Raw genomic sequence first — 21,300 nt, forward strand, 5'->3', positions numbered from 1 at the left:
CAGGCGGCCGGCTCTGGAGATCAGCCTAAATCATGACAACCAGGGCATCCTGAGGTGATCCCGCATTCGAGTGGTCTAGTCCTCTCTGGCGTGGACGAACTCTACGGCATCCTGATGACCAGCAGCGATACCTCTATAGGAGCCCGCCTCGTTCGTTCGGAGCCGCGAGGGCACCGTCACTGAGGCGGACACGCCGCACCCCGATTTGCATCGCGATGGCGGCCGGGGTACGGTCATTCTTCCGCCGACGGAGAGGTCGCTGGATCCGCATGGCTCCGGACCCCTTTGGCAACCACCCACTCAAGAACGACGGGTGCCGTGCGCGAAATGTCGATCTGAAGGCCCGTCAGGGGCGATTCGGCAAAACGCGCCGGAACCGTTAGAGTTGTGGATGTCGCCGAAAGCGGCCCCCTTTCAGCGGGGAAATCGGAACTGCAAGGAACAGCGAGCGGATCTGATAAGCTGGAGACACGAAGAAGGGAAGCGCCCGGAGGGGCCCGGAAGGGTTTCGATGGAAGCGTCCGTTCCTTGAGAACTCAACAGCGTGCCAAAATTCAACGCCAGATTTTTGAACCTCTGGGTTCCTTTGAATGAAGTACAGCGAGGACGCTGTGCGCGGGTTCGGCTTATTCCGCCGGATGCCGTGCCGCTCTCGTGGATCTAAGCATTCACGGAGAGTTTGATCCTGGCTCAGGACGAACGCTGGCGGCGTGCTTAACACATGCAAGTCGAACGGTGAAGCCCTTCGGGGTGGATCAGTGGCGAACGGGTGAGTAACACGTGGGCAATCTGCCCTGCACTCTGGGACAACACCGGGAAACCGGTGCTAATACCGGATATGACGCACTCCTGCATGGGGGTGCGTGGAAAGCTCCGGCGGTGCAGGATGAGCCCGCGGCCTATCAGCTTGTTGGTGGGGTGATGGCCTACCAAGGCGACGACGGGTAGCCGGCCTGAGAGGGCGACCGGCCACACTGGGACTGAGACACGGCCCAGACTCCTACGGGAGGCAGCAGTGGGGAATATTGCACAATGGGCGAAAGCCTGATGCAGCGACGCCGCGTGAGGGATGACGGCCTTCGGGTTGTAAACCTCTTTCAGCAGGGAAGAAGCGCAAGTGACGGTACCTGCAGAAGAAGCACCGGCTAACTACGTGCCAGCAGCCGCGGTAATACGTAGGGTGCGAGCGTTGTCCGGAATTATTGGGCGTAAAGAGCTCGTAGGCGGCCTGTCGCGTCGGATGTGAAAGCCCGGGGCTTAACCCCGGGTCTGCATTCGATACGGGCAGGCTAGAGTTCGGTAGGGGAGATCGGAATTCCTGGTGTAGCGGTGAAATGCGCAGATATCAGGAGGAACACCGGTGGCGAAGGCGGATCTCTGGGCCGATACTGACGCTGAGGAGCGAAAGCGTGGGGAGCGAACAGGATTAGATACCCTGGTAGTCCACGCCGTAAACGTTGGGAACTAGGTGTGGGCGACATTCCACGTCGTCCGTGCCGCAGCTAACGCATTAAGTTCCCCGCCTGGGGAGTACGGCCGCAAGGCTAAAACTCAAAGGAATTGACGGGGGCCCGCACAAGCGGCGGAGCATGTGGCTTAATTCGACGCAACGCGAAGAACCTTACCAAGGCTTGACATACGCCGGAAAACCGTAGAGATACGGTCCCCCTTGTGGTCGGTGTACAGGTGGTGCATGGTTGTCGTCAGCTCGTGTCGTGAGATGTTGGGTTAAGTCCCGCAACGAGCGCAACCCTTGTTCTGTGTTGCCAGCGAGTAATGTCGGGGACTCACAGGAGACTGCCGGGGTCAACTCGGAGGAAGGTGGGGACGACGTCAAATCATCATGCCCCTTATGTCTTGGGCTGCACACGTGCTACAATGGTCGGTACAATGGGCTGCGATACCGCGAGGTGGAGCGAATCCCAAAAAGCCGGCCTCAGTTCGGATTGGGGTCTGCAACTCGACCCCATGAAGTCGGAGTCGCTAGTAATCGCAGATCAGCATGCTGCGGTGAATACGTTCCCGGGCCTTGTACACACCGCCCGTCACGTCACGAAAGTCGGTAACACCCGAAGCCGGTGGCCCAACCCTTGTGGGGGGAGCCGTCGAAGGTGGGACCAGCGATTGGGACGAAGTCGTAACAAGGTAGCCGTACCGGAAGGTGCGGCTGGATCACCTCCTTTCTAAGGAGCATATGGCCAGCTCGGGGCGAATGTCCTCGTGTGGTTGCTCATGGGTGGAACGTTGAATATTCGGCCGGTCTCTTGGTCTTGGGGCTGTTAGTACTGCGCTTCGGCGTGTGGAACGCGGTTTCGGGGTGGGGGTCTGGTTGGGCGCGCTGTTGGGTCCTGAGGGAACGGGTTTTTGGTTTCCTTGGTGCCGGTCCCATGCTGGGTGAGGTGGGTGGCTGGTCGTTGTTTGAGAACTGCACAGTGGACGCGAGCATCTGTGGCCAAGTTTTTAAGGGCGCACGGTGGATGCCTTGGCACCAGGAACCGATGAAGGACGTGGGAGGCCGCGATAGGCCCCGGGGAGCTGTCAACCGAGCTGTGATCCGGGGGTGTCCGAATGGGGAAACCCGGCAGTCGTCATGGGCTGTCACCCGCTGCTGAACACATAGGCAGTGTGGAGGGAACGCGGGGAAGTGAAACATCTCAGTACCCGCAGGAAGAGAAAACAACCGTGATTCCGGGAGTAGTGGCGAGCGAAACCGGATGAGGCTAAACCGTATGTGTGTGATACCCGGCAGGGGTTGCGCGTGCGGGGTTGTGGGTTTTTTCTTGATCGGTCTGCCGGCCGGTCGGCGAGTCAGAAACCGTATGGGTAGTCGAAGGGCATGCGAAAGGCCCGGCGTAGAGGGTAAGACCCCCGTAGACGAAATCTGTGCGGCTCGCTTGAAGAACACCCAAGTAGCACGGGGCCCGAGAAATCCCGTGTGAATCTGGCGGGACCACCCGCTAAGCCTAAATATTCCCTGGTGACCGATAGCGGATAGTACCGTGAGGGAATGGTGAAAAGTACCGCGGGAGCGGAGTGAAATAGTACCTGAAACCGTGTGCCTACAAGCCGTGGAGCGTCGTTGCAGTCTTCGGACTGTGGCCGTGACTGCGTGCCTTTTGAAGAATGAGCCTGCGAGTTTGCGGTGTGTGGCGAGGTTAACCCGTGTGGGGTAGCCGTAGCGAAAGCGAGTCCGAATAGGGCGTTTGAGTCGCATGCCCAAGACCCGAAGCGGAGTGATCTAGCCATGGGCAGGGTGAAGCGCGGGTAAGACCGTGTGGAGGCCCGAACCCACCAGGGTTGAAAACCTGGGGGATGACCTGTGGTTAGGGGTGAAAGGCCAATCAAACTCCGTGATAGCTGGTTCTCCCCGAAATGCATTTAGGTGCAGCGTCGTGTGTTTCTTGCCGGAGGTAGAGCACTGGATAGGCGATGGGCCTCACCGGGTTACTGACCTTAGCCAAACTCCGAATGCCGGTAAGTGAGAGCACGGCAGTGAGACTGCGGGGGATAAGCTCCGTGGTCGAGAGGGAAACAGCCCAGAACACCGGCTAAGGCCCCTAAGCGTGTGCTAAGTGGGAAAGGATGTGGAGTCGCAGAGACAACCAGGAGGTTGGCTTAGAAGCAGCCACCCTTGAAAGAGTGCGTAATAGCTCACTGGTCAAGTGATTCCGCGCCGACAATGTAGCGGGGCTCAAGTACACCGCCGAAGCCGTGTCACTCACACAATACTTCCAACGAAGGTGTGGGTGGGTAGGGGAGCGTCGTGTGCCGGGTGAAGCGGCGGCGGGAGCCAGTCGTGGACGGTATACGAGTGAGAATGCAGGCATGAGTAGCGATACAAGAGTGGGAAACTCTTGCGCCGATTGACCAAGGGTTCCTGGGTCAAGCTGATCTGCCCAGGGTAAGTCGGGACCTAAGGCGAGGCCGACAGGCGTAGTCGATGGACAACGGGTTGATATTCCCGTACCCGCTATGAAGCGCCAGCGTCGAACCCAGTGATGCTAAGCCCGTGAAGCCGCCTCTGATCTCTTCGGAGTGAGGGGGAGTGGTGGAGCCGGTGGCCCGAGCTGGTAGTAGGTGAGCGATGGGGTGACGCAGGAAGGTAGTCCATCCCGGGCGGTGGTTGTCCCGGGGTAAGGGTGTAGGCCGAGTGGTAGGCAAATCCGCCACTCATGAGGCTGAGACCTGATGCCGAGCCGATTGTGGTGAAGTGGATGATCCTATGCTGTCGAGAAAAGCCTCTAGCGAGTTTCATGGCGGCCCGTACCCCAAACCGACTCAGGTGGTCAGGTAGAGAATACCGAGGCGTTCGGGTGAACCGTGGTTAAGGAACTCGGCAAAATGCCCCCGTAACTTCGGGAGAAGGGGGGCCATTGCTGGTGAGGGGATTTTCTCCCTGAGCTGGTGGTGGCCGCAGAGACCAGCGAGAAGCGACTGTTTACTAAAAACACAGGTCCGTGCGAAGCCGTAAGGCGATGTATACGGACTGACGCCTGCCCGGTGCTGGAACGTTAAGGGGACCGGTTAGTCTCGATTCGTCGGGGCGAAGCTGAGAACTTAAGCGCCAGTAAACGGCGGTGGTAACTATAACCATCCTAAGGTAGCGAAATTCCTTGTCGGGTAAGTTCCGACCTGCACGAATGGCGTAACGACTTCTCGACTGTCTCAACCACGGGCCCGGTGAAATTGCATTACGAGTAAAGATGCTCGTTTCGCGCAGCAGGACGGAAAGACCCCGGGACCTTTACTATAGCTTGATATTGGTGTTCGGTTCGGCTTGTGTAGGATAGGTGGGAGACTGTGAAGCGGCCACGCCAGTGGTTGTGGAGTCATCGTTGAAATACCACTCTGGTCGTGCTGGATGTCTAACCTGGGTCCGTGATCCGGATCAGGGACAGTGTCTGGTGGGTAGTTTAACTGGGGCGGTTGCCTCCTAAAGGGTAACGGAGGCGCCCAAAGGTTCCCTCAGCCTGGTTGGCAATCAGGTGTTGAGTGTAAGTGCACAAGGGAGCTTGACTGTGAGACCGACGGGTCGAGCAGGTGCGAAAGCAGGGACTAGTGATCCGGCGGTGGCTTGTGGAAGCGCCGTCGCTCAACGGATAAAAGGTACCCCGGGGATAACAGGCTGATCTTCCCCAAGAGTCCATATCGACGGGATGGTTTGGCACCTCGATGTCGGCTCGTCGCATCCTGGGGCTGGAGTAGGTCCCAAGGGTTGGGCTGTTCGCCCATTAAAGCGGTACGCGAGCTGGGTTTAGAACGTCGTGAGACAGTTCGGTCCCTATCCGCTGTGCGCGTAGGAGTCTTGAGAAGGGCTGTCCCTAGTACGAGAGGACCGGGACGGACGAACCTCTGGTGTGCCAGTTGTTCTGCCAAGGGCATGGCTGGTTGGCTACGTTCGGGAGGGATAACCGCTGAAAGCATCTAAGCGGGAAGCCTGCTTCGAGATGAGGGCTCCCACCACCTTGAGTGGGTAAGGCTCCCCATAGACGATGGGGTTGATAGGCCGGGTGTGGAAGCCCAGTAATGGGTGGAGCTGACCGGTACTAATAGGCCGAGGGCTTGTCCATAGTTGCTACGCGTCCACTGTGTTGTTCTGAAACAACGACCGACCCTGCCCCTTCGGGGGTTGGGTTGAGAGTTTCATAGTGTTTCGGTGGTCATAGCGTGAGGGAAACGCCCGGTTACATTCCGAACCCGGAAGCTAAGCCTTACAGCGCCGATGGTACTGCAGGGGGGACCCTGTGGGAGAGTAGGACGCCGCCGAACAATCATTGATGTGAGGGCCCCGCAGCCGTCGGCTGCGGGGCCCTCACGCATGCCCCGAGACGGGGCCGCCGTAGGGCCCGGAGCCAAGGCCGGGTAAAGTCGGCGTGCACCATCGCTACCCCGGACAGGAGGCCCCCGGGTGGAGGTCCAGGAGACGCGCGTCCAGACCGACCGCGTCCTCACCATCCCCAATCTGCTGAGCATGGCTCGCCTTGTCGGCGTGCCCCTGTTCCTGTGGCTGATCCTTTGGCCGGAGTTCGACGGCCCGAACTGCGACTGGTGGGCGCTGCTGATCCTGCTGCTGAGCGGGGTGAGCGACTACCTGGACGGGAAGCTCGCGCGGAAGTGGGGGCAGATCAGCCGGCTGGGACAGATCCTGGACCCCGCGGCGGACCGTCTGTATGTGCTCTCCACACTGGTGGGCCTCACCTGGCGGGAGATCATCCCCTGGTGGCTGACGGCGATTCTGCTGCTGCGTGAGTTGTTCATGGCCGTGATGCTTCTCATCCTGCGCCGAAGCGGTTACGGTCCGTTCCAGGTGAACTTCCTCGGCAAGGCCGCCACCTTCAACCTGATGTACGCATTCCCGCTACTCCTTCTCAGCGACCGGCATGACTGGCTCGGCAATGCGGCGTCAATCTTCGGATGGGCGTTCGCCTGGTGGGGTACAACGCTCTATTGGTGGGCAGGGATTCTGTACGCGGTGCAGGTCCGCCGGATCCTGAAGGCGGACACCGCGGCCGGCTGATCCGTTGCGTCGTTCGGGGCGGATGTGGCGCCTGGGCAGGGGGAGCTCGGACAGCCGGACGGACTGATGTCCACAGCCCTGAAGGAGGACGCACCCGACATGAAGGCCGTCGTGATGGCCGGAGGCGAGGGCACTCGCCTGCGCCCGATGACCTCGAGCATGCCCAAGCCGCTCCTGCCGGTGGTGAACCGGCCGATCATGGAGCATGTCCTGAGGCTGCTCAAGCGGCACGGTCTCAACGAGACCGTGGTGACCGTGCAGTTCCTCGCATCTTTGGTCAAGAACTACTTCGGTGACGGCGAGGAACTGGGCATGAGCCTGACCTACGCCAACGAAGAGGTGCCACTGGGCACCGCCGGCAGCGTGAAGAACGCGGAGGACGCCCTCAAGGGCGACTCCTTCCTGGTCATCTCGGGCGATGCTCTCACCGACTTCGACCTCACCGACCTGGTGCGCTTCCACCGGGAGAAGGGCGCACTCGTCACCGTCTGCCTGACCAGGGTGCCCAACCCCCTGGAGTTCGGCATCACCATCGTGGACGACGAGGGCAAGGTCGACCGCTTCCTGGAGAAGCCCACCTGGGGGCAGGTGTTCTCGGACACCGTGAACACCGGCATCTATGTGATGGAGCCGGAGGTGTTCGACTATGTCGCCGCGGACGAGTCCGTCGACTGGTCGAGCGATGTCTTCCCGCAGCTGCTCAAGGAGGGCAAGCCCATCTACGGCTACATCGCCGAGGGCTACTGGGAGGACGTGGGTACCCACGAGAGCTATGTGAAGGCCCAGGCCGACGTCCTCGAGGGCAAGGTGGACGTCGACATCGACGGCTTCGAGATCTCGCCGGGTGTCTGGGTCGCGGAGGGCGCCGAGGTCGACCCCGAGGCGGTGCTGCGCGGCCCGCTCTACGTCGGTGACTACGCCAAGGTGGAGGCCGGGGTGGAACTGCGCGAGCACACGGTGCTCGGCAGCAATGTGGTCGTCAAGCGGGGGGCCTTCCTGCACAAGGCCGTGGTGCACGACAACGTCTACATCGGGCCGCAGAGCAATCTGCGCGGCTGTGTGATCGGCAAGAACACCGATGTGATGCGGGCCGCCCGGATCGACGACGGCGCTGTGATCGGCGACGAGTGCCTCATCGAGGAGGAGTCGATCGTCGCCGGGAACGTCCGGGTGTACCCCTTCAAGACGATCGAGGCCGGCGCCTTCGTCAACACCTCGGTCATCTGGGAGTCGCGCGGCCAGGAGCACCTCTTCGGGGCCCGTGGGGTGTCCGGCATCCTCAATGTGGAGATCACTCCGGAGCTGGCCGTCCGCCTGGCCGGTGCCTATGCGACCACCCTCAAGAAGGGTGCCACCGTCACCATCGCCCGTGACCACTCCCGCGGTGCGCGTGCCCTCAAGCGGGCGATGATCTCCGCTCTGCAGACCAGTGCCATCGATGTGCGGGACCTGGAGAACGTGCCCATGCCCGTGGCACGCCAGCAGACCGCACGCGGCAGCGCCGGCGGGATCATGCTCCGCACCACGCCGGGGGTCCCGGACTCGGTCGACATCCTCTTCTTCGACGAGCGGGGCGCCGACCTCTCCCAGGCCGGACAGCGCAAGCTGGACCGGGTGTACGCACGTCAGGAGTACCGGCGGGCGTTCCCCGGCGAGATCGGCGACCTGACCTCCTCCTCCCGGGTCTTCGACTCCTACGCGGGAACGCTTCTGCGCGCCGTGGACATCAGCGGAGTGGCCGAATCCGGACTCAAGGTGGTCGTGGACGCGGCCCACGGGAGCGCCTCCCTGGTGCTGCCCAGCCTGCTGGGCCGGCTCGGGGTCGAGGCGCTCATCGTCAACGGCGGACTGGACGAGACGCACCCGACCGAGACCGCCGAGGACCGGCGGGCGGGTCTGGTGCGCCTGGGCGAGATGGTGGCCTCCTCGCGGGCGGCGTTCGGGGTGCGCTTCGACCCGGTGGGGGAGCGCATCTCCTTCGTCGACGAGCGGGGCCGGATCATCGAGGACGACCGGGCGCTGCTGGTGCTGCTCGACCTGGTGGCCGCGGAGCGGCGCAGCGGACGGGTGGCCCTGCCGGTCACCACCACCAGGATCGCGGAGCAGGTGGCGGCGTACCACGGCACCCAGGTGCTGTGGACCACGACCTCGCCGGACGACCTGACCCGGGCGTCGTCGGCCGAGGGCACCGTCTTCGGAGGGGACGGGCGGGGCGGCTTCGTGGTGCCGGAGTTCAGCGGGGTCTTCGACGGGGGAGCGGCCTTTGTGCGGCTGATGGGTCTGGTGGCCCGCACCCAGTTGACGCTCAGTCAGATCGATGCCCGTATCCCCAAGGCCCATGTGCACCGTCGGGATCTGGCCACCCCGTGGTCGGCCAAGGGCATGGTGATGCGTACGGTGGTCGAGGCCGCCGGTGACCGCCAGGTGGACACCACCGACGGCGTCCGTGTGGTGGAGCCGGACGGCCGCTGGACCATGGTGCTGCCGGACCCGGCGGAGGCGGTCACCCATCTGTGGGCCGAGGGGCCGGACGAGGCCTCCACCCAGGCCCTGCTGGACGAGTGGGCGAGCGTCGTGGAGAGCGCGGGCCGCTAGAGCCGGGCCGGCGCTGCGGGAACGCTGTGAGCGGCGTTCCCGCAGCGTCGGCTGCCCTTGGCCGGGCGTTGGCCTGCGCGTATCGGCGGCTTTGTCACGATCGTGTCGCCGATCGGGTTGCCTGTCTCGGGGGTTGTGCAATCGGACCCCCGACGACATGCGACGATGTCCCGCATGCCGGAGAAGCGGACGACCCGAGAGCCCGATGCGCGGTACGCGCGTCCGGACGCCTCCATGTCGCTGCTGACCAGTGTCATGGACCACAGCCTTGACGACGGCTATGCCGAGGCGGCGCGCAGCCGGGGCCAGTACGGCACCAGCCGGATGCCGTCCGCAGCCCGCGGGCGGCTGGTGGTCGGACTCGGGCTGGCGCTGGCGGCGGTGGTGATCACCGTCGGCGGAGTGCAGGCGCACGAGGCCGCGCCGACCCTCGCCAAGGAGCGGCAGGAGCTGATCGACCGGATCAATGCCGCGGACTCCTCGGCCGACCGTCTCCAGCACGACATCGAGCAGCTGCGCTCCCGGGTCAGCACGGCGCAGCAGCAGGCGCTCAGGTCGACCGGCGCGGACCGCGGGCTCCAGGAACTGGGAGTGCTGGCCGGGACGGTCGCCGCCTCCGGACCGGGTGTGAAACTGGTGGTCAACGACGCACCGGAGGCAGGCACGGTCGAGGGCGGCACCAACCCCAGGGACGACGGCGGCTTCGGCAACAGCGGCCGGGTCCGCGACCGCGATCTGCAACTGGTCGTCAACGGCCTCTGGCAAGCAGGGGCCGAGGCGATCTCCATCAACGGGCAGCGGCTGACGGCACTTTCGGCGATCCGCGCCGCGGGGGACGCGATACTCGTCGACAACCGGCCGCTGGTGCCGCCGTACACGGTGCTGTCGATCGGGAACGGAGCGCAGCTCAGCTCGGCCTTCCAGGCCGGCGTGGGGGGCCGCTACCTCAAGCTGCTGCAGGACAACTACGGGATCCGGGCGGACATCTCGGTGCAGGGGCACGTCGACGTGCCGGCCGCGGCCGGCGTGACGCTGCGCTATGCCTCGCCGGCCGGAGCTGGGACAGGAGGAGCAACACCGTGATTGCCGTTCTGGGGCTCGTCATCGGGGTCGTGCTGGGACTCGTGGTCCAGCCCGAGGTGCCCGACGCGGTCGTGCCCTATCTGCCGATCGCCGTGGTGGCGGCGCTTGACGCCGTGTTCGGCGGTCTGCGGGCGATGCTGGACGGGATCTTCGACGACAAGGTCTTTGTCGTCTCCTTCCTGTCCAATGTGGTCGTCGCGGCCCTGATCGTCTTCCTCGGCGACCAGCTCGGTGTGGGTTCCCAGTTGTCCACCGGTGTGGTGGTCGTGCTCGGTATCCGGATCTTCTCCAACGCGGCGGCCATCCGTCGCCATGTCTTCCGGGCCTGACGGCCCGGCAGCGACCGATGAACGCAGTGACGACGTACGGAACGGCCGGGCAGGAGCACGGGTGAGTCAGGACGAGAGCGAGCCGGGGCGCGGGGACGGCGCCGCGGAGACGCCCCCGGGGCGCCCGGGAGCGTCCGGCGCGCGCGAGCCCATGGAGGTACCGGACCGATCGGCCGGGCAGCGGCCGGGAGCGGGCCGGGAGCCGGAGCAGCCCGCGCCTTCGCAGGAGCCGCGGCGGCCCGGCCAGGCCGAGGACGCGGCGCAGCCCGGTGGCCCGTCGCAGCCTGGTGGCCCGTCGCAGCTCGGCGGCCCCTCGCGGCCGGGCGACCCGGAGCAGCGGGAGCCCGGCGAGGCCGGCGAGCCCGGACCGGTCGGGAAGGGCGGCGGCACCCCGCCCGGGGACGGGCGGCGAAGGCTGCTGTCGGCGACCTGGCCGCCGAGGTTCTCGCGCGCCCAGCTGGTGGTGGCGCTGCTGCTCTTCGCCCTGGGGCTGGGCCTCGCCATCCAGGTCAGCTCCACCAACGACCAGAGCCAGCTGCGCGGTGCCCGCCAGGAGGACCTGGTGCGCATCCTGGACGAGCTGGACGCCCGCCAGCAGCGGCTCCAGGAGGAGAAGCACCAGCTGGAGCAGTCGCTGGCCCAGCTGGAGACCAGCTCCAACCAGGCCAAGGAGGCGCAGCAGCAGACCCAGCGCAAGGAGGCCGAGCTCGGTGTCCTGGCCGGCACCGTCAAGGCGACCGGGCCCGGGATCACGCTGACGATCAGGGACCCCTCCGGCCATGTGAAGGCGGATATGCTGCTGGACACGCTGCAGGAGCTTCGAGCGGCGGGGGCGGAGGCGATTCAGATCAACAGTGTGCGTGTGGTGGCGGACACCTACTTCACCGACCCGTCGTCGGGTGGCGTGCAGATCGACGGAAAAAGCGTGTCGCAGCCCTATGTCTTCACCGTGATCGGGAATCCTCAGGATCTGCAGCCGGCCCTCAACATCCCTGGCGGTGTGGTGCAGACTCTGGAGAAGGAGCAGGCCACGGCCACCATCGCCGAGGAGCACAAGATCACTGTGGATGCCTTGATCCAGCCGAAGGCGCCTGAGTACGCTCGGCCGACGCAGCCATGAACGGTCACTTCGGGCGCCCCCGCCGCCGACGGCGGCAGGTGCGTCCGTCAGACTGTCATTCGACCACCCCACCTCGCCCCGCGGGCGGGTCTGTCGCTTACAAGGAGATTCGCCCGTGAGCCTGTTCTCGAAGCTGTTCGGCCGCAACGCCCGCCGAGGCGCCGCTGAGGCGCCCACGGCGAGGCACCGCCGCGCCGGTGAGGAGCCCGGCGGGGTGCCGGGGATGCGGGGTGCCCCGCAGGGCGAGGAGTTCGCCACCCAGGCCGGGGAGCGCCCGCTCTTCCGCGACCAGGGCGACGGCTCTGGCGGCGGTGCGGGTGGTCGCAGTGGTGCGTACGGCGCGTCGGTTGACCCCTCGGGCGGGCCGCGCATAGGTTTCGACGCGGGACCCTCAACCTCGGGTGGAGGGTTCGCCCCCAATCCCTACGCGGCCGCTGCCCAGCCGGGCGGCCCCCGTCAGGAGGCTGCGAACGCCATGGCTGCGACCGTGTGCACCCGGTGCGGCAACCACAATCCGGAGGCCGCCCGGTTCTGCTCCAACTGCGGGGCACCGCTGCGCGGCGGCCAGCCGGCGGAGCGGCCCGCCGAGACCACCTCGACCATCTCCATCTCCGGCCTGGAGTCCTACGACCCGGAGGCGACCGGCACCGGCAGCCAGCCTGCGCTGTCCCCGGAGGTGCTGGCCGCGATCGACGCGCTGCCCGCCGGTTCCGCGCTGCTGATCGTGCGGCGCGGGCCCAACTCCGGCAGCCGCTTCCTGCTGGACTCGGATGTGACCACCGCCGGGCGGCACCCGGAGAGCGACATCTTCCTGGACGATGTCACCGTCTCCCGCCGCCATGTGGAGTTCCGCCGGACGCAGACCGGCTTCACCGTGGCCGATGTGGGCAGCCTCAACGGCACCTATGTCAACCGCGAGCGGATCGACGAGTGGACCCTGTCCAACGGCGACGAGGTGCAGATCGGCAAGTACCGGCTGGTGTTCTTCGCCGGTCACCGGGGGTTCTGAGCAGCCCAACCGGGAGGAGCAGACCCAGTCGTGCCCAGTGACTCAGGAGTACGGGGCGACATCGCTGCCCGGCGCCCGCCGGCGGTGGCGAAGGTGGTGGCCCAGGCGGCCCCCGCCGCGGACCGCGCTCCGACGCGTGCCGCGGCGAGGGACCAGCTGATGAGCATCGGTGCCGTGCTGGCGCTGCTGCGCGACGAGTTCCCCGAAGTGACCATCTCCAAGATCCGCTTCCTGGAGGCGGAGGGGCTGGTGGAGCCGCAGCGCACCCCCTCGGGGTACCGGAAGTTCGGCCCCGCCGATGTGGAGCGGCTCGGCTACGTCCTGCGGATGCAGCGCGACCACTATCTGCCGCTGCGGGTGATCCGCGAGCACCTGGACGCTCTGGACCGCGGCGAGGCACCTCCGGCGCTGCCCGGCCCCGACCAGCGGCCGGGACCGGTGGAGGAGGCCGAGCGCGGATTCGCCCCGGGGGCCGACCACGGCGGCGTGCGGCTGGGCCGCGCGGAGCTGCTGGCCGCGGCCGAGGCGCAGGAGGCCGAACTGCGTGAGTGGGAGTCCTACGGCCTGGTCAGCTCCGGACCCGACGGCGGCTACGACGGAGAGATGCTGCAGATCGCCCGGCTGGTGGCCGAGTTGGGCAGATTCGGTCTGGAACCGCGCCATCTCAGGGCGGTGAAGGCGGCGGCCGACCGGGAGGTGGGCCTGGTGGAGCAGGTGGTGGCGCCGCTGCGGCGGCATCGCAACCCGCAGACCCGGGCCCACGCCGAGACCACCGCGCGGGAGCTGGCGACGCTGTCGGTGCGGTTGCATGCTGCCCTGGTGCAGGCGGGGCTGCATGCCCTGCCGCAGTGACCCCACCGGTTGCGCCGCGCCCGGTGGGCAGGGCTGCGCTTTCATATCCGGGGCGCGGGCCATAGGGTTGCTCTTGTGAACGAGCTCGACGTCGTGGGTGTCCGGGTCGAGATGCCCTCCAACCAGCCGATCGTCCTGCTGCGGGAAGTAGGGGGCGACCGGTACCTCCCCATCTGGATCGGCCCGGGGAGGCCACCGCGATCGCCTTCGCCCAGCAGGGGATGACGCCTGTGCGGCCGCTGACCCACGACCTGTTCCGCGATGTGCTGGAGGCGGTCGGCCAGCAGCTCACCGAGGTGCGGATCACGGATCTGCGGGAGGGTGTCTTCTACGCCGAGCTGGTCTTCGCCAGCGGCGTCGAGGTGAGCGCCCGGCCGTCCGACGCGATAGCGCTGGCGCTGCGCACCGGTACGCCGATCTACGGCAGTGACGGTGTGCTCGACGAGGCCGGCATCGCGATCCCGGACGAGCAGGAGGACGAGGTCGAGAAGTTCCGTGAGTTCCTCGACCAGATCTCGCCGGACGATTTCGGGAGCACCGGCAGTCAGTGAGCGGGTGTTCCGGCTCGATCAGACAGTGATCGTTTTGCCAAAACAATCAGTCGTACCCACACTGAGGGCACGCGAAACCACTCACGAGGTTGACTTCGCCCGGCGTGCCCAGCGTGGCGATCGTTGACGCGCCCCTGGCGACTGCCTACCGTCGAGAGTGTGCCTGGGGGTCGACGGCCTCCGGGGGACGAGTGGACGGGAGGTCGGCGTGAGCAGCACCGGCGACAGTACAGCCGCAGGTGGCTCCTGCCCCATCCACCCGGTGCGGCACCCCTGGGAGGCACGCGTGCCGGAGGTTCCCCCGCAGCCGGCTCAGCCCCTGCCGTCCGATCCGGCACCCACCTCGGGCCTGGTCGGCTTCCGCGGCCCCACGGCCTGTTCGGCGGCCGGCATCACCTATCGTCAGCTGGACTACTGGGCCCGTACCGGGCTGGTCGAGCCGAGTGTGCGGCCCGCCCAGGGATCGGGCAGCCAGCGGCTCTACAGCTTCCGTGACATCCTGGTGCTCAAGATCGTCAAGCGGCTGCTGGACGCCGGGGTCTCACTGCAGAACATCCGAGTGGCCGTCACCCATCTGCGCTCCCGCGGGGTCGCGGACCTCACCGGCATCACGCTGATGAGCGATGGCGCCACGGTCTACGAGTGCACCTCGCCGCATGAGGTGGTGGATCTGCTCCAGGGCGGCCAGGGCGTCTTCGGTATCGCGGTCGGCGCCGTCTGGCGTGAACTCGAGGGGTCGCTGAGCAAGCTGCGCGGTGAGCGCACCGACACCGGGGAGGCCGTGCTCAGCCATGACCCGGGCGACGAACTGGCCCGCCGCCGCCATCGGGCCGGCTGACCCCCACCGCAGACGAGCAGACGAGCAGACGATCAAGGGGCCCGGACGGGGAACCGTCCGGGCCCCTTGCCGCGTCAGCAGCCGTGAACGGTGATCACGCGGCGCGGCGGCCGGAGGGGGCAGGGTGCGAGGGATCGGGCTTCGGCGGGCGGGCGCGGGCGCGGTGGAACGGGTGCGGAGGCTGCTCAGCACCCGGCGTGGCCGCCGCAGGGCCCTCCAGGTGCTGGTGGCGCTCTGCGTGCTGGCGCTCACCCCGGCCACCTGGCTCTGGCTGAGCACGGGGGACCGGGTCCGCACGGTGGCCTCGGCGCCGGCCGAACCGGTCGGGGTGGTGTTCGGCGCCGGTCTCGTCGCGGGGGAGCCCTCGCCGTACCTGGAGCACCGGCTGGAGGCCGCGGTGCAGCTCTACCGTGCGGGCAAGGTGCAGGCGCTGCTGGTCACCGGCGACAACAGCCGCACCGACTACGACGAGCCGACCGCGATGCGGGACTACCTGCGCGGCCACGGCGTCCCTTCGGTGCGGATCGTGGTGGACGACGCCGGCTTTGACACATGGGACTCCTGCACCCGTGCCCGCCGGATCTTCGGTGTCGACCACGCGGTGCTGGTGAGCCAGGACTTCCACATCCGGCGGGCCATCGCCCTCTGCCGGGCAGCGGGGATCGACGCCTACGGGGTGGGCGTGTCCGAGCCGCACGATGTCACCTGGTACTACGGCGGCGTACGGGAGGTCGCGGCGGCGGCGAAGGCTGCCGTGGACGCGGCGGTCAGGCCGGACCCCCACTTCCTGGGCCCCACCGAGCCCGGTATCGCCCTGGCCCTGGCCGACGCCCGCCGCTGATCCGGCGCCGCCGGGGCCGCGCCGTGCGGGGCTGCCAGCGGTCGGGAGCCGCCGCCATCGGGTGCGGAAGGCAGCGCTGATAACAGGCCCAAGCGCTCGCCGCGGCCGGGCACCGGCACATGTCCGACCTGTGAGAGATGATCGGCGATGTGCGACCCCTGCCCACGATCCTGCATCTGGACATGGACGCCTTCTTCGCCTCGGTGGAGCAGGCGTCCAAGCCCAGCCTGCGTGGAAAACCCGTGATCGTGGGCGGGCTCGGCGGCCGGGGAGTGGTGGCGACCGCCTCCTACGAGGCCCGCCGCTTCGGGGTGCACTCGGCGATGGCCATGGCCCACGCCCGGCGGCTCTGCCCCAACGCCGCCTATCTGGTGCCCCGCTTCGAGCTCTACCGCCAGGTCAGCGAGACGGTGATGGCGCTGCTGCGGCAGCTCTCCCCGCTGGTGGAGCCGCTCAGCCTGGACGAGGCCTTCGTCGACCTGGCCGCCGGGCCGTACGGCGAGGTGCTGGAGGCCGCGGGGAGCTCCGCCGAGGGCGAGGAGCTCGTCCGGGCGCTGGCGGAGGATCTTCGTGCCGACATCCTTGCCGCCACCGGTCTCACCGCGTCGGTGGGGCTGGCCGGATGCAAGCTGCTGGCCAAGATCGCCTCGGAGGAGGCCAAACCCGACGGTCTGGTGGTGGTCGAGCCGGGCCGGGAGCGGGAGGTGCTGGGCCCGATGCCGGTCCGGGCGCTGCCCGGCGTCGGCCCGGCCACGGCCGAGACGCTCCGTCGGGCCGGGCTGTCCACGGTCGCGGATGTCGCGGCGGTGGAGGAGCCGGAGCTGGTGCGGCTGCTGGGGAGGGCGCACGGCGGCTCGCTGCACGCCATGGCGCTGGGGCAGGACGACCGCCCGGTGGTGGCCGAGCGCGACGCCAAGTCCGTCTCGGTGGAGGACACCTTCGAGGTGGATCTGGTGGACCGGGACCGCATCGTCCGCGAGCTGGACCGGCTGTCGGAGCGCTGTGTGCGGCGGCTGCGGGGGGCCGGGCGGTCCGGGCGGACGGTGGTGGTGAAGGTGCGCCGCTTCGATTTCAGCACGCTCACCCGCTCGGAGACCCTGCGGGCGCCCACCGACGATCTCTCGGTGATCGCCGAGACGGCCAGGCGGCTGGTGGAGCCGGTCGAGATCACCGGCGGGGTTCGGCTGCTGGGGGTCGGTGTGTCGGGGCTGGCGGACTTCACCCAGGAGGATCTCTTCGCCCAGGCGGCCAGGTCGGCCGAGGAGGCCGACGGCCCAGTGGGGGAGGGCAGAGTGAGGGAGGGCGGAGAGGGGCAGGGCGGAGAGGGGCAGGGCGGGGCCGGCGAGGACGATGCCGGCGCCGAGGGCGCAGAAGTCGCGTACGGGGGGCCCGCCGGGCCGCGGGCCTTCCATCCCGGGCGGCTCACCGCCTCCGAGGAGGAGGGCTCCCCGACCGCCAGGCGGTGGATGCCGGGGTACGACGTGGAGCACACCGAGTACGGGCCGGGCTGGGTCCAGGGCAGCGGGGTCGGGCGGGTGACGGTCCGCTTCGAGACCCCGGGGTCGGCGCCGGGTCGGGTGCGGACGTTCCTGGTCGACGACCCCGAGCTGCACCCCTCCGCCGCCCTCCCGCTCGGTGCCGCTTCGGGCCTCTAGGGCTCGTCTGACCGTTCCCGTCTGACCCGGCACCTCGTTGTGTTGTCGGAGTTGATCGAGTACGCCCAGTACGGGGTCGATCCTCCGCCTTGCGATGCGCCCTCCTTGCCGGCCTTCGGCGAGGAGGGGCGCTGCACCGGACGCCGCGCGCCTTGACGGCGCGAACGGTCGGACAAGCCTTGGGCGGGGCGGCCGTTCATGCCCGGCGTGCCGCCTCTGGCGGTCCCTCGCCGGGTCGGATGCTGCGTTCCCCTGCCGCGCCGGGCCGTGAGGCTTCGCCGTCCCGGCCGTGCACGCCCGGTGGGCCGCCTCTTGGATCCCTCACCGGGACAGATGCCGTGCGCCCGGTCGGCGTGGGCGGCCGGCCGAGGTGCGGGGCTGTCCCGCCGGGGGAGCTTCCTCGGGTCGCCCTGTGGACGCGGCGGGCTGCGCGCGTAGCAGCCGGTGGAGATTCCGGGCTCTGCCGGGTGGACGTGCCCTCGCGCAGGTCAGGGGCGCGGGGAACCCCGGGCGCCCGCCGGTGGAGCGGCGGGCGTGGGGTTCCCGCGCCCCTGAGGATGCGGGTGGTACGCCCCGGGTGGGGGTGGTATGCCCTTCCACTCCCACCCGAGGCGCGGTGGCCCTCGGTGACCCGTCCCTTGGCACCGGGGCCTGTGGGCGCCCCGTCAGGCGCCGGTCGTGACCCCTGGGGGGTGGCTGCTGGGGTGCTGTCGGCGACGGCGACCTGGGTGCGGGCGCTGCGGATGGCGAAGGGGACGACCGCGGCGATCAGGCAGCCGACCGCGGTGATCCAGAAGGCGTGGCGGTAGGCGTCCAGGGTGGGCAGTCCCAGTGCGGGGATGGTGTCGCCGGTGAGGACTGCGCCCAGTACGGCGGTGCCGATGGCGCCGCCGACGGTGCGCAGCACCGCGTTCATGCCGTTGGCGATGCCGCTCTGCTCGGCGGGGACGGCGTTGTTGATGTAGGCGGGCATGGCGGCGTAGGCCATGCCGACGCCGAGGCCGAAGAGTCCGGAGGCGGTGTAGATGTCGCCTTGGGCGCTGTGGCGCAGGGCGAGATAGGCCATGGAGACGGCGCCGAAGACGCCGCCGAGGACGAGGGGGAGGCGGGGGCCGCGGCGGGCGATCAGGAGGGCTCCGAGGGGGGCTGCGACCAGGCTGCCGAGGGCGGAGGGGAGCAGCATCACGCCGGCGTGGAGGACGGTTGCGGTGAAGCCGTAGCCGACCTTTTCGGGGGTCTGGGCGAAGTCGCTGATGACCATGAAGGAGCCGTACATGCCGAAGCCGATGAGCAGGCCGGAGAGGTTGGTGAAGGCGACGGCGGGTCGGGCCATCATCGACATGTCGACCAGGGGGTGGGCGACTCGGCGTTCGATGGCGACCCAGACGGCTGCGATCACTGCGGCGGTGGCGAAGAGGCCCAGGGTGCGGCCGGAGGTCCAGCCCCAGGTGTTGCCCTGGCTGACGGCGACCAGCAATGCGCAGAGCCAGCCGGCGAGGGTGGCTGCGCCGAGGGGGTCGGCGCCGCCGTTGCGGTCGACGACGGGGTCGGTGGGGATGCGCAGGGCGACCAGGAGGAGGGCGGCGAGGCCGAAGGCGAGGCCCATCCAGAAGATGGACTTGTAGCTCCAGTGCTCGATGAGCAGTCCGGTGGCGACCAGGCCGAGGCCGCTGCCGACGCCCATGCTGGCGCTGATGAGTGCGACGCCGCCGGTGACCTTCTCGCGGGGGAGTTCGTCGCGGACGATGCTGATGGCGAGGGGGAGGACGCCGCCGCCGGCGCCCTGGAGGATGCGGGCGACGACGAGCCAGGTGAAGGAGTGGGTGGCGACGGCGGTTGCGGAGCCGGCGACCAGTCCGGTGAGGGAGACGAGCAGCATGGGCTTGCGGCCGCGCAGGTCTCCGAAGCGGCCGAGCAGCGGGGTGAGGACGGCTGCTGCGAGCAGGTTGGCGGTCATCAGCCAGGTGATGCTGGTGCCGGAGGCGTGGAGTTCCCTGGCCAGCGAGGGCAGGATCGGCACCACTGCGGTCTGCACCACGGAGAAGGCCAGCATGGCGAGGACGAGTGCGGGCAGGACGCGTCCGTTGCCGGGCTGTGCGGCCGTGGTGGTGGGCTGGGGTGCCTCACTCACGGGTGTTCCTCCAAGGATTCGTTCATGCTCAGTAAGGTTTACGTGCTGAATCAAATCATGGAGGTAATTGATTAAGTATGTCAAACATCAACAGGTGAAGCTCGCGCAGCGCAGAGCCCGCGACCCCGGAACCGGGTCGCGGGCTCTGGATGCGTCGGTCAGGCGATCGGCTGCTCCAGCTGCTGGGCCGCCCCGGAGCCGTTGTACTGCGTCATGTGGGGCGTCTCGTTGGCCCCGCCGCCCAGTTCGGTCCGCTCCACCCCGCTGCCGGGGCCGTCGTGCACCTTCACCTGCTCGCGGCGCAGCTGGGTGCGGACGACCTCCTCGTGGGTGACCCGCTCCACGATCAGGCGGACCCGCTCGACCGGCACCATCCGCTTGCGCACCACCGGACGCTCCTCGCGCAGGGTGACCTCCTCGACGGCCTCGGAGATCTCCTTCTCGCTCAGCCCGGCGAGGTCGGCCTCGCTCACCGGTACCCGTTCCACGCGGACGCGCTCGCGGACCACCGGGATGCGCCGCTCGACCTCCTCGGTGACCACGTACTTGCGCAGCCGGGCGGTGCCCAGCACATGCCACTCCGTGGTGACCTCCACCCGCTCCTCGCGGCAGACCACATCCAGCTGCGACGGTCCGGGGTGGGTGGCGGAGGGGGACTCCCGCCGGACCGGCGTGGACTGCATGGACTGGGCGTCCGCCTCGGCGAAGCGGGGGGCTGCGTGGGTGTGTTCGGCCGTGACGGGGCGGGCGGCGAGGTGCTCCTGGGCCATGGTGTGCGGCTGGGCCCGTGAGACCTCGACCGTGGGGGCCTCCTGGAGGCGGGTGGTCGAGGCCGACTGGTCGGAGGCCGACTGGGAAGAGGGCGATGCGGTGGGGGCCTGTCCGTTCATAAAACTGCTCCTGGCGTCCGGTGCGGGGCTGGCGGCGGGTACCGCCCCGAACTCCCGGTCCGGCGCGGCGGGTGCGGCATGCTGAGTGGGCCGGCCGCCGGGAGCGTCCAGGCCGTAGTAGCGGTAGAGCTGCAACTCCTGTGCGGGGGAGAGGTGTTGGCCTGCACCGAAGTCGGGTGAGTCCTTGACGAGCGCCTTCTCGTAGGGCACGCGCAGCTGGTCGCCCGAGAACTCGCTGGCGTTGAGGGGGACGAAGGCGTCGCGGCCGAAGACACCGGTGCGCACCGCGGCCCATTCGGGCCGTCCGGTGGCGTCGTCGAGATACACCTCGTCCACGGTGCCGATCTTGTCCCCGTTGCGGTCGACGGCTTTGTGACCGATCAGGTCCCGCGGATCGATGTCGGTCTGCACGGTTCCTCCATTGCGGTTCCCCGGCATGCGCGCCGGCGGCCCCGGGGGAGGCCGGGGCGGTGGGTGAGTAGCAGGCGGGCACACCGCCATTTCACACGAAAAGCCACATTGGCCCCGGTGTCGACCTGGGGAGGGCCGAGTTGGGATTCCGGTGGGCCGTTCGGGGGTAGCAGAGCCGGCTGCACCGGCGCGGCGGGCGTTTCCTCGGCAAGGGGTGTGCGCGGGCGCCGCTGGTAGTGTGGTGGGGACCGTCGAGCCCGTTCGGGAGAGTCCTCGCGCCCCCGCTTCGCAGGGGACGGGGCGCCGAAGGAGCAACTCCTCCCCGGAATCTCTCAGGCATCCGTACCGGACAGGCGAGGTCACTCTGGAAAGCAGGGGCGGTTGCAGTCGGCGCGGAAGCCGGCGGCAGGCCCCTCACCGACGGTGCAAGCCGGCGGGCGCGGGCGCGGGGCATCCCCTCGGGCACGGGCGTGCCGGT

At 68.0% G+C, this 21,300-nt stretch carries 12 protein-coding genes, 3 rRNA genes, 2 pseudogenes and 1 riboswitch; of the genes and pseudogenes, 14 read left to right on the forward strand and 3 right to left on the reverse strand.

The features are described 5' to 3' along the window. Nucleotides 1–667 precede the first annotated feature (667 nt). From AB0761_RS31610 to AB0761_RS31675, 14 genes and pseudogenes are all read left to right on the forward strand, one after another. A 16S ribosomal RNA gene (locus tag AB0761_RS31610) occupies nucleotides 668–2,183 on the forward strand. A 267-nt stretch (nucleotides 2,184–2,450) separates the two neighbouring features. After that, nucleotides 2,451–5,570, forward strand: a 23S ribosomal RNA gene (locus AB0761_RS31615). A gap of 82 nt (nucleotides 5,571–5,652) precedes the next feature. Beyond that, a 5S ribosomal RNA gene (gene rrf, locus AB0761_RS31620) occupies nucleotides 5,653–5,769 on the forward strand. Together the 16S, 23S and 5S rRNA genes form the textbook arrangement of a ribosomal RNA operon. A gap of 139 nt (nucleotides 5,770–5,908) precedes the next feature. Continuing rightward, on the forward strand, nucleotides 5,909–6,517 hold the full coding sequence (gene pgsA / locus AB0761_RS31625) for a CDP-diacylglycerol--glycerol-3-phosphate 3-phosphatidyltransferase (RefSeq protein WP_377272597.1): 609 nt from the start codon (nucleotides 5,909–5,911) through the stop codon (nucleotides 6,515–6,517). Nucleotides 6,518–6,616: 99 nt separating this feature from the next. Further along, nucleotides 6,617–9,112 (forward strand): sugar phosphate nucleotidyltransferase, encoded by a 2,496-nt coding sequence (locus AB0761_RS31630; protein WP_377274430.1) that lies wholly within the window; start codon nucleotides 6,617–6,619, stop codon nucleotides 9,110–9,112. A gap of 165 nt (nucleotides 9,113–9,277) precedes the next feature. Continuing rightward, the gene (locus AB0761_RS31635) at nucleotides 9,278–10,195 is read left to right on the forward strand and encodes a DUF881 domain-containing protein (RefSeq protein ID WP_377272598.1); all 918 of its coding nucleotides are present in this window, start codon (nucleotides 9,278–9,280) and stop codon (nucleotides 10,193–10,195) included. Beyond that, nucleotides 10,192–10,524 (forward strand): small basic family protein, encoded by a 333-nt coding sequence (locus tag AB0761_RS31640; RefSeq protein WP_377272599.1) that lies wholly within the window; start codon nucleotides 10,192–10,194, stop codon nucleotides 10,522–10,524. The genes AB0761_RS31635 and AB0761_RS31640 overlap by 4 nt, the downstream gene beginning before the upstream one ends. 151 nt (nucleotides 10,525–10,675) lie before the next feature. Then, a complete protein-coding gene (locus AB0761_RS31645; RefSeq protein ID WP_377274432.1) occupies nucleotides 10,676–11,644 on the forward strand; it encodes a DUF881 domain-containing protein in 969 nt (322 codons plus the stop codon). 115 nt (nucleotides 11,645–11,759) lie between these two features. Beyond that, the gene (locus AB0761_RS31650; protein ID WP_377272600.1) at nucleotides 11,760–12,653 is read left to right on the forward strand and encodes an FHA domain-containing protein; all 894 of its coding nucleotides are present in this window, start codon (nucleotides 11,760–11,762) and stop codon (nucleotides 12,651–12,653) included. A 159-nt stretch (nucleotides 12,654–12,812) separates the two neighbouring features. Beyond that, entirely contained in the window at nucleotides 12,813–13,505 is a 693-nt protein-coding gene (locus tag AB0761_RS31655) for a MerR family transcriptional regulator (RefSeq protein ID WP_377274434.1), read from the forward strand. A 75-nt stretch (nucleotides 13,506–13,580) separates the two neighbouring features. Then, nucleotides 13,581–14,056 (forward strand): annotated as a pseudogene (locus tag AB0761_RS31660) (bifunctional nuclease family protein). A gap of 208 nt (nucleotides 14,057–14,264) precedes the next feature. Continuing rightward, a complete protein-coding gene (locus tag AB0761_RS31665; protein ID WP_377272601.1) occupies nucleotides 14,265–14,894 on the forward strand; it encodes a MerR family transcriptional regulator in 630 nt (209 codons plus the stop codon). A 133-nt stretch (nucleotides 14,895–15,027) separates the two neighbouring features. Continuing rightward, the gene (locus AB0761_RS31670) at nucleotides 15,028–15,735 is read left to right on the forward strand and encodes a vancomycin high temperature exclusion protein (RefSeq protein WP_377274436.1); all 708 of its coding nucleotides are present in this window, start codon (nucleotides 15,028–15,030) and stop codon (nucleotides 15,733–15,735) included. A 149-nt stretch (nucleotides 15,736–15,884) separates the two neighbouring features. Beyond that, a complete protein-coding gene (locus tag AB0761_RS31675) occupies nucleotides 15,885–17,390 on the forward strand; it encodes a DNA polymerase IV (protein ID WP_377272602.1) in 1,506 nt (501 codons plus the stop codon). A 196-nt stretch (nucleotides 17,391–17,586) separates the two neighbouring features. Here the strand turns inward: AB0761_RS31675 and AB0761_RS31680 are convergent, their stop codons facing one another. The 3 genes and pseudogenes from AB0761_RS31680 to AB0761_RS31690 form a co-directional block, all read right to left on the reverse strand. After that, complete coding sequence (locus AB0761_RS31680; protein WP_377272603.1) at nucleotides 17,587–19,521, reverse strand: MFS transporter; 1,935 nt, start codon at nucleotides 19,519–19,521, stop codon at nucleotides 17,587–17,589. A gap of 158 nt (nucleotides 19,522–19,679) precedes the next feature. Beyond that, a complete protein-coding gene (locus tag AB0761_RS31685; protein WP_377274438.1) occupies nucleotides 19,680–20,411 on the reverse strand; it encodes a YsnF/AvaK domain-containing protein in 732 nt (243 codons plus the stop codon). 45 nt (nucleotides 20,412–20,456) lie between these two features. Further along, nucleotides 20,457–20,849, reverse strand: a pseudogene (locus AB0761_RS31690) (PRC-barrel domain-containing protein); the annotation flags it as partial. Between the two features lie 225 nt (nucleotides 20,850–21,074). Then, nucleotides 21,075–21,180, forward strand: a riboswitch (glycine riboswitch). The last annotated feature ends 120 nt before the right edge of the window (nucleotides 21,181–21,300 follow it).

Source organism: Peterkaempfera podocarpi (genome assembly GCF_042466665.1).
Classification (GTDB): Bacteria; Actinomycetota; Actinomycetes; order Streptomycetales; family Streptomycetaceae; genus Peterkaempfera; species Peterkaempfera podocarpi.

What these genes read in the sequence shown, in the direction of transcription:
- AB0761_RS31630 (WP_377274430.1), top strand. Translation starts at nt 6,617, where the DNA reads ATGAAGGCCGTCGTGATGGCCGGAGGCGAGGGCACTCGCCTGCGCCCG.
- AB0761_RS31635 (WP_377272598.1), top strand. Translation starts at nt 9,278, where the DNA reads ATGTCCCGCATGCCGGAGAAGCGGACGACCCGAGAGCCCGATGCGCGG.
- AB0761_RS31645 (WP_377274432.1), top strand. Translation starts at nt 10,676, where the DNA reads ATGGAGGTACCGGACCGATCGGCCGGGCAGCGGCCGGGAGCGGGCCGG.
- AB0761_RS31655 (WP_377274434.1), top strand. Translation starts at nt 12,813, where the DNA reads ATGAGCATCGGTGCCGTGCTGGCGCTGCTGCGCGACGAGTTCCCCGAA.
- AB0761_RS31685 (WP_377274438.1), bottom strand. Translation starts at nt 20,411, where the DNA reads ATGAACGGACAGGCCCCCACCGCATCGCCCTCTTCCCAGTCGGCCTCC.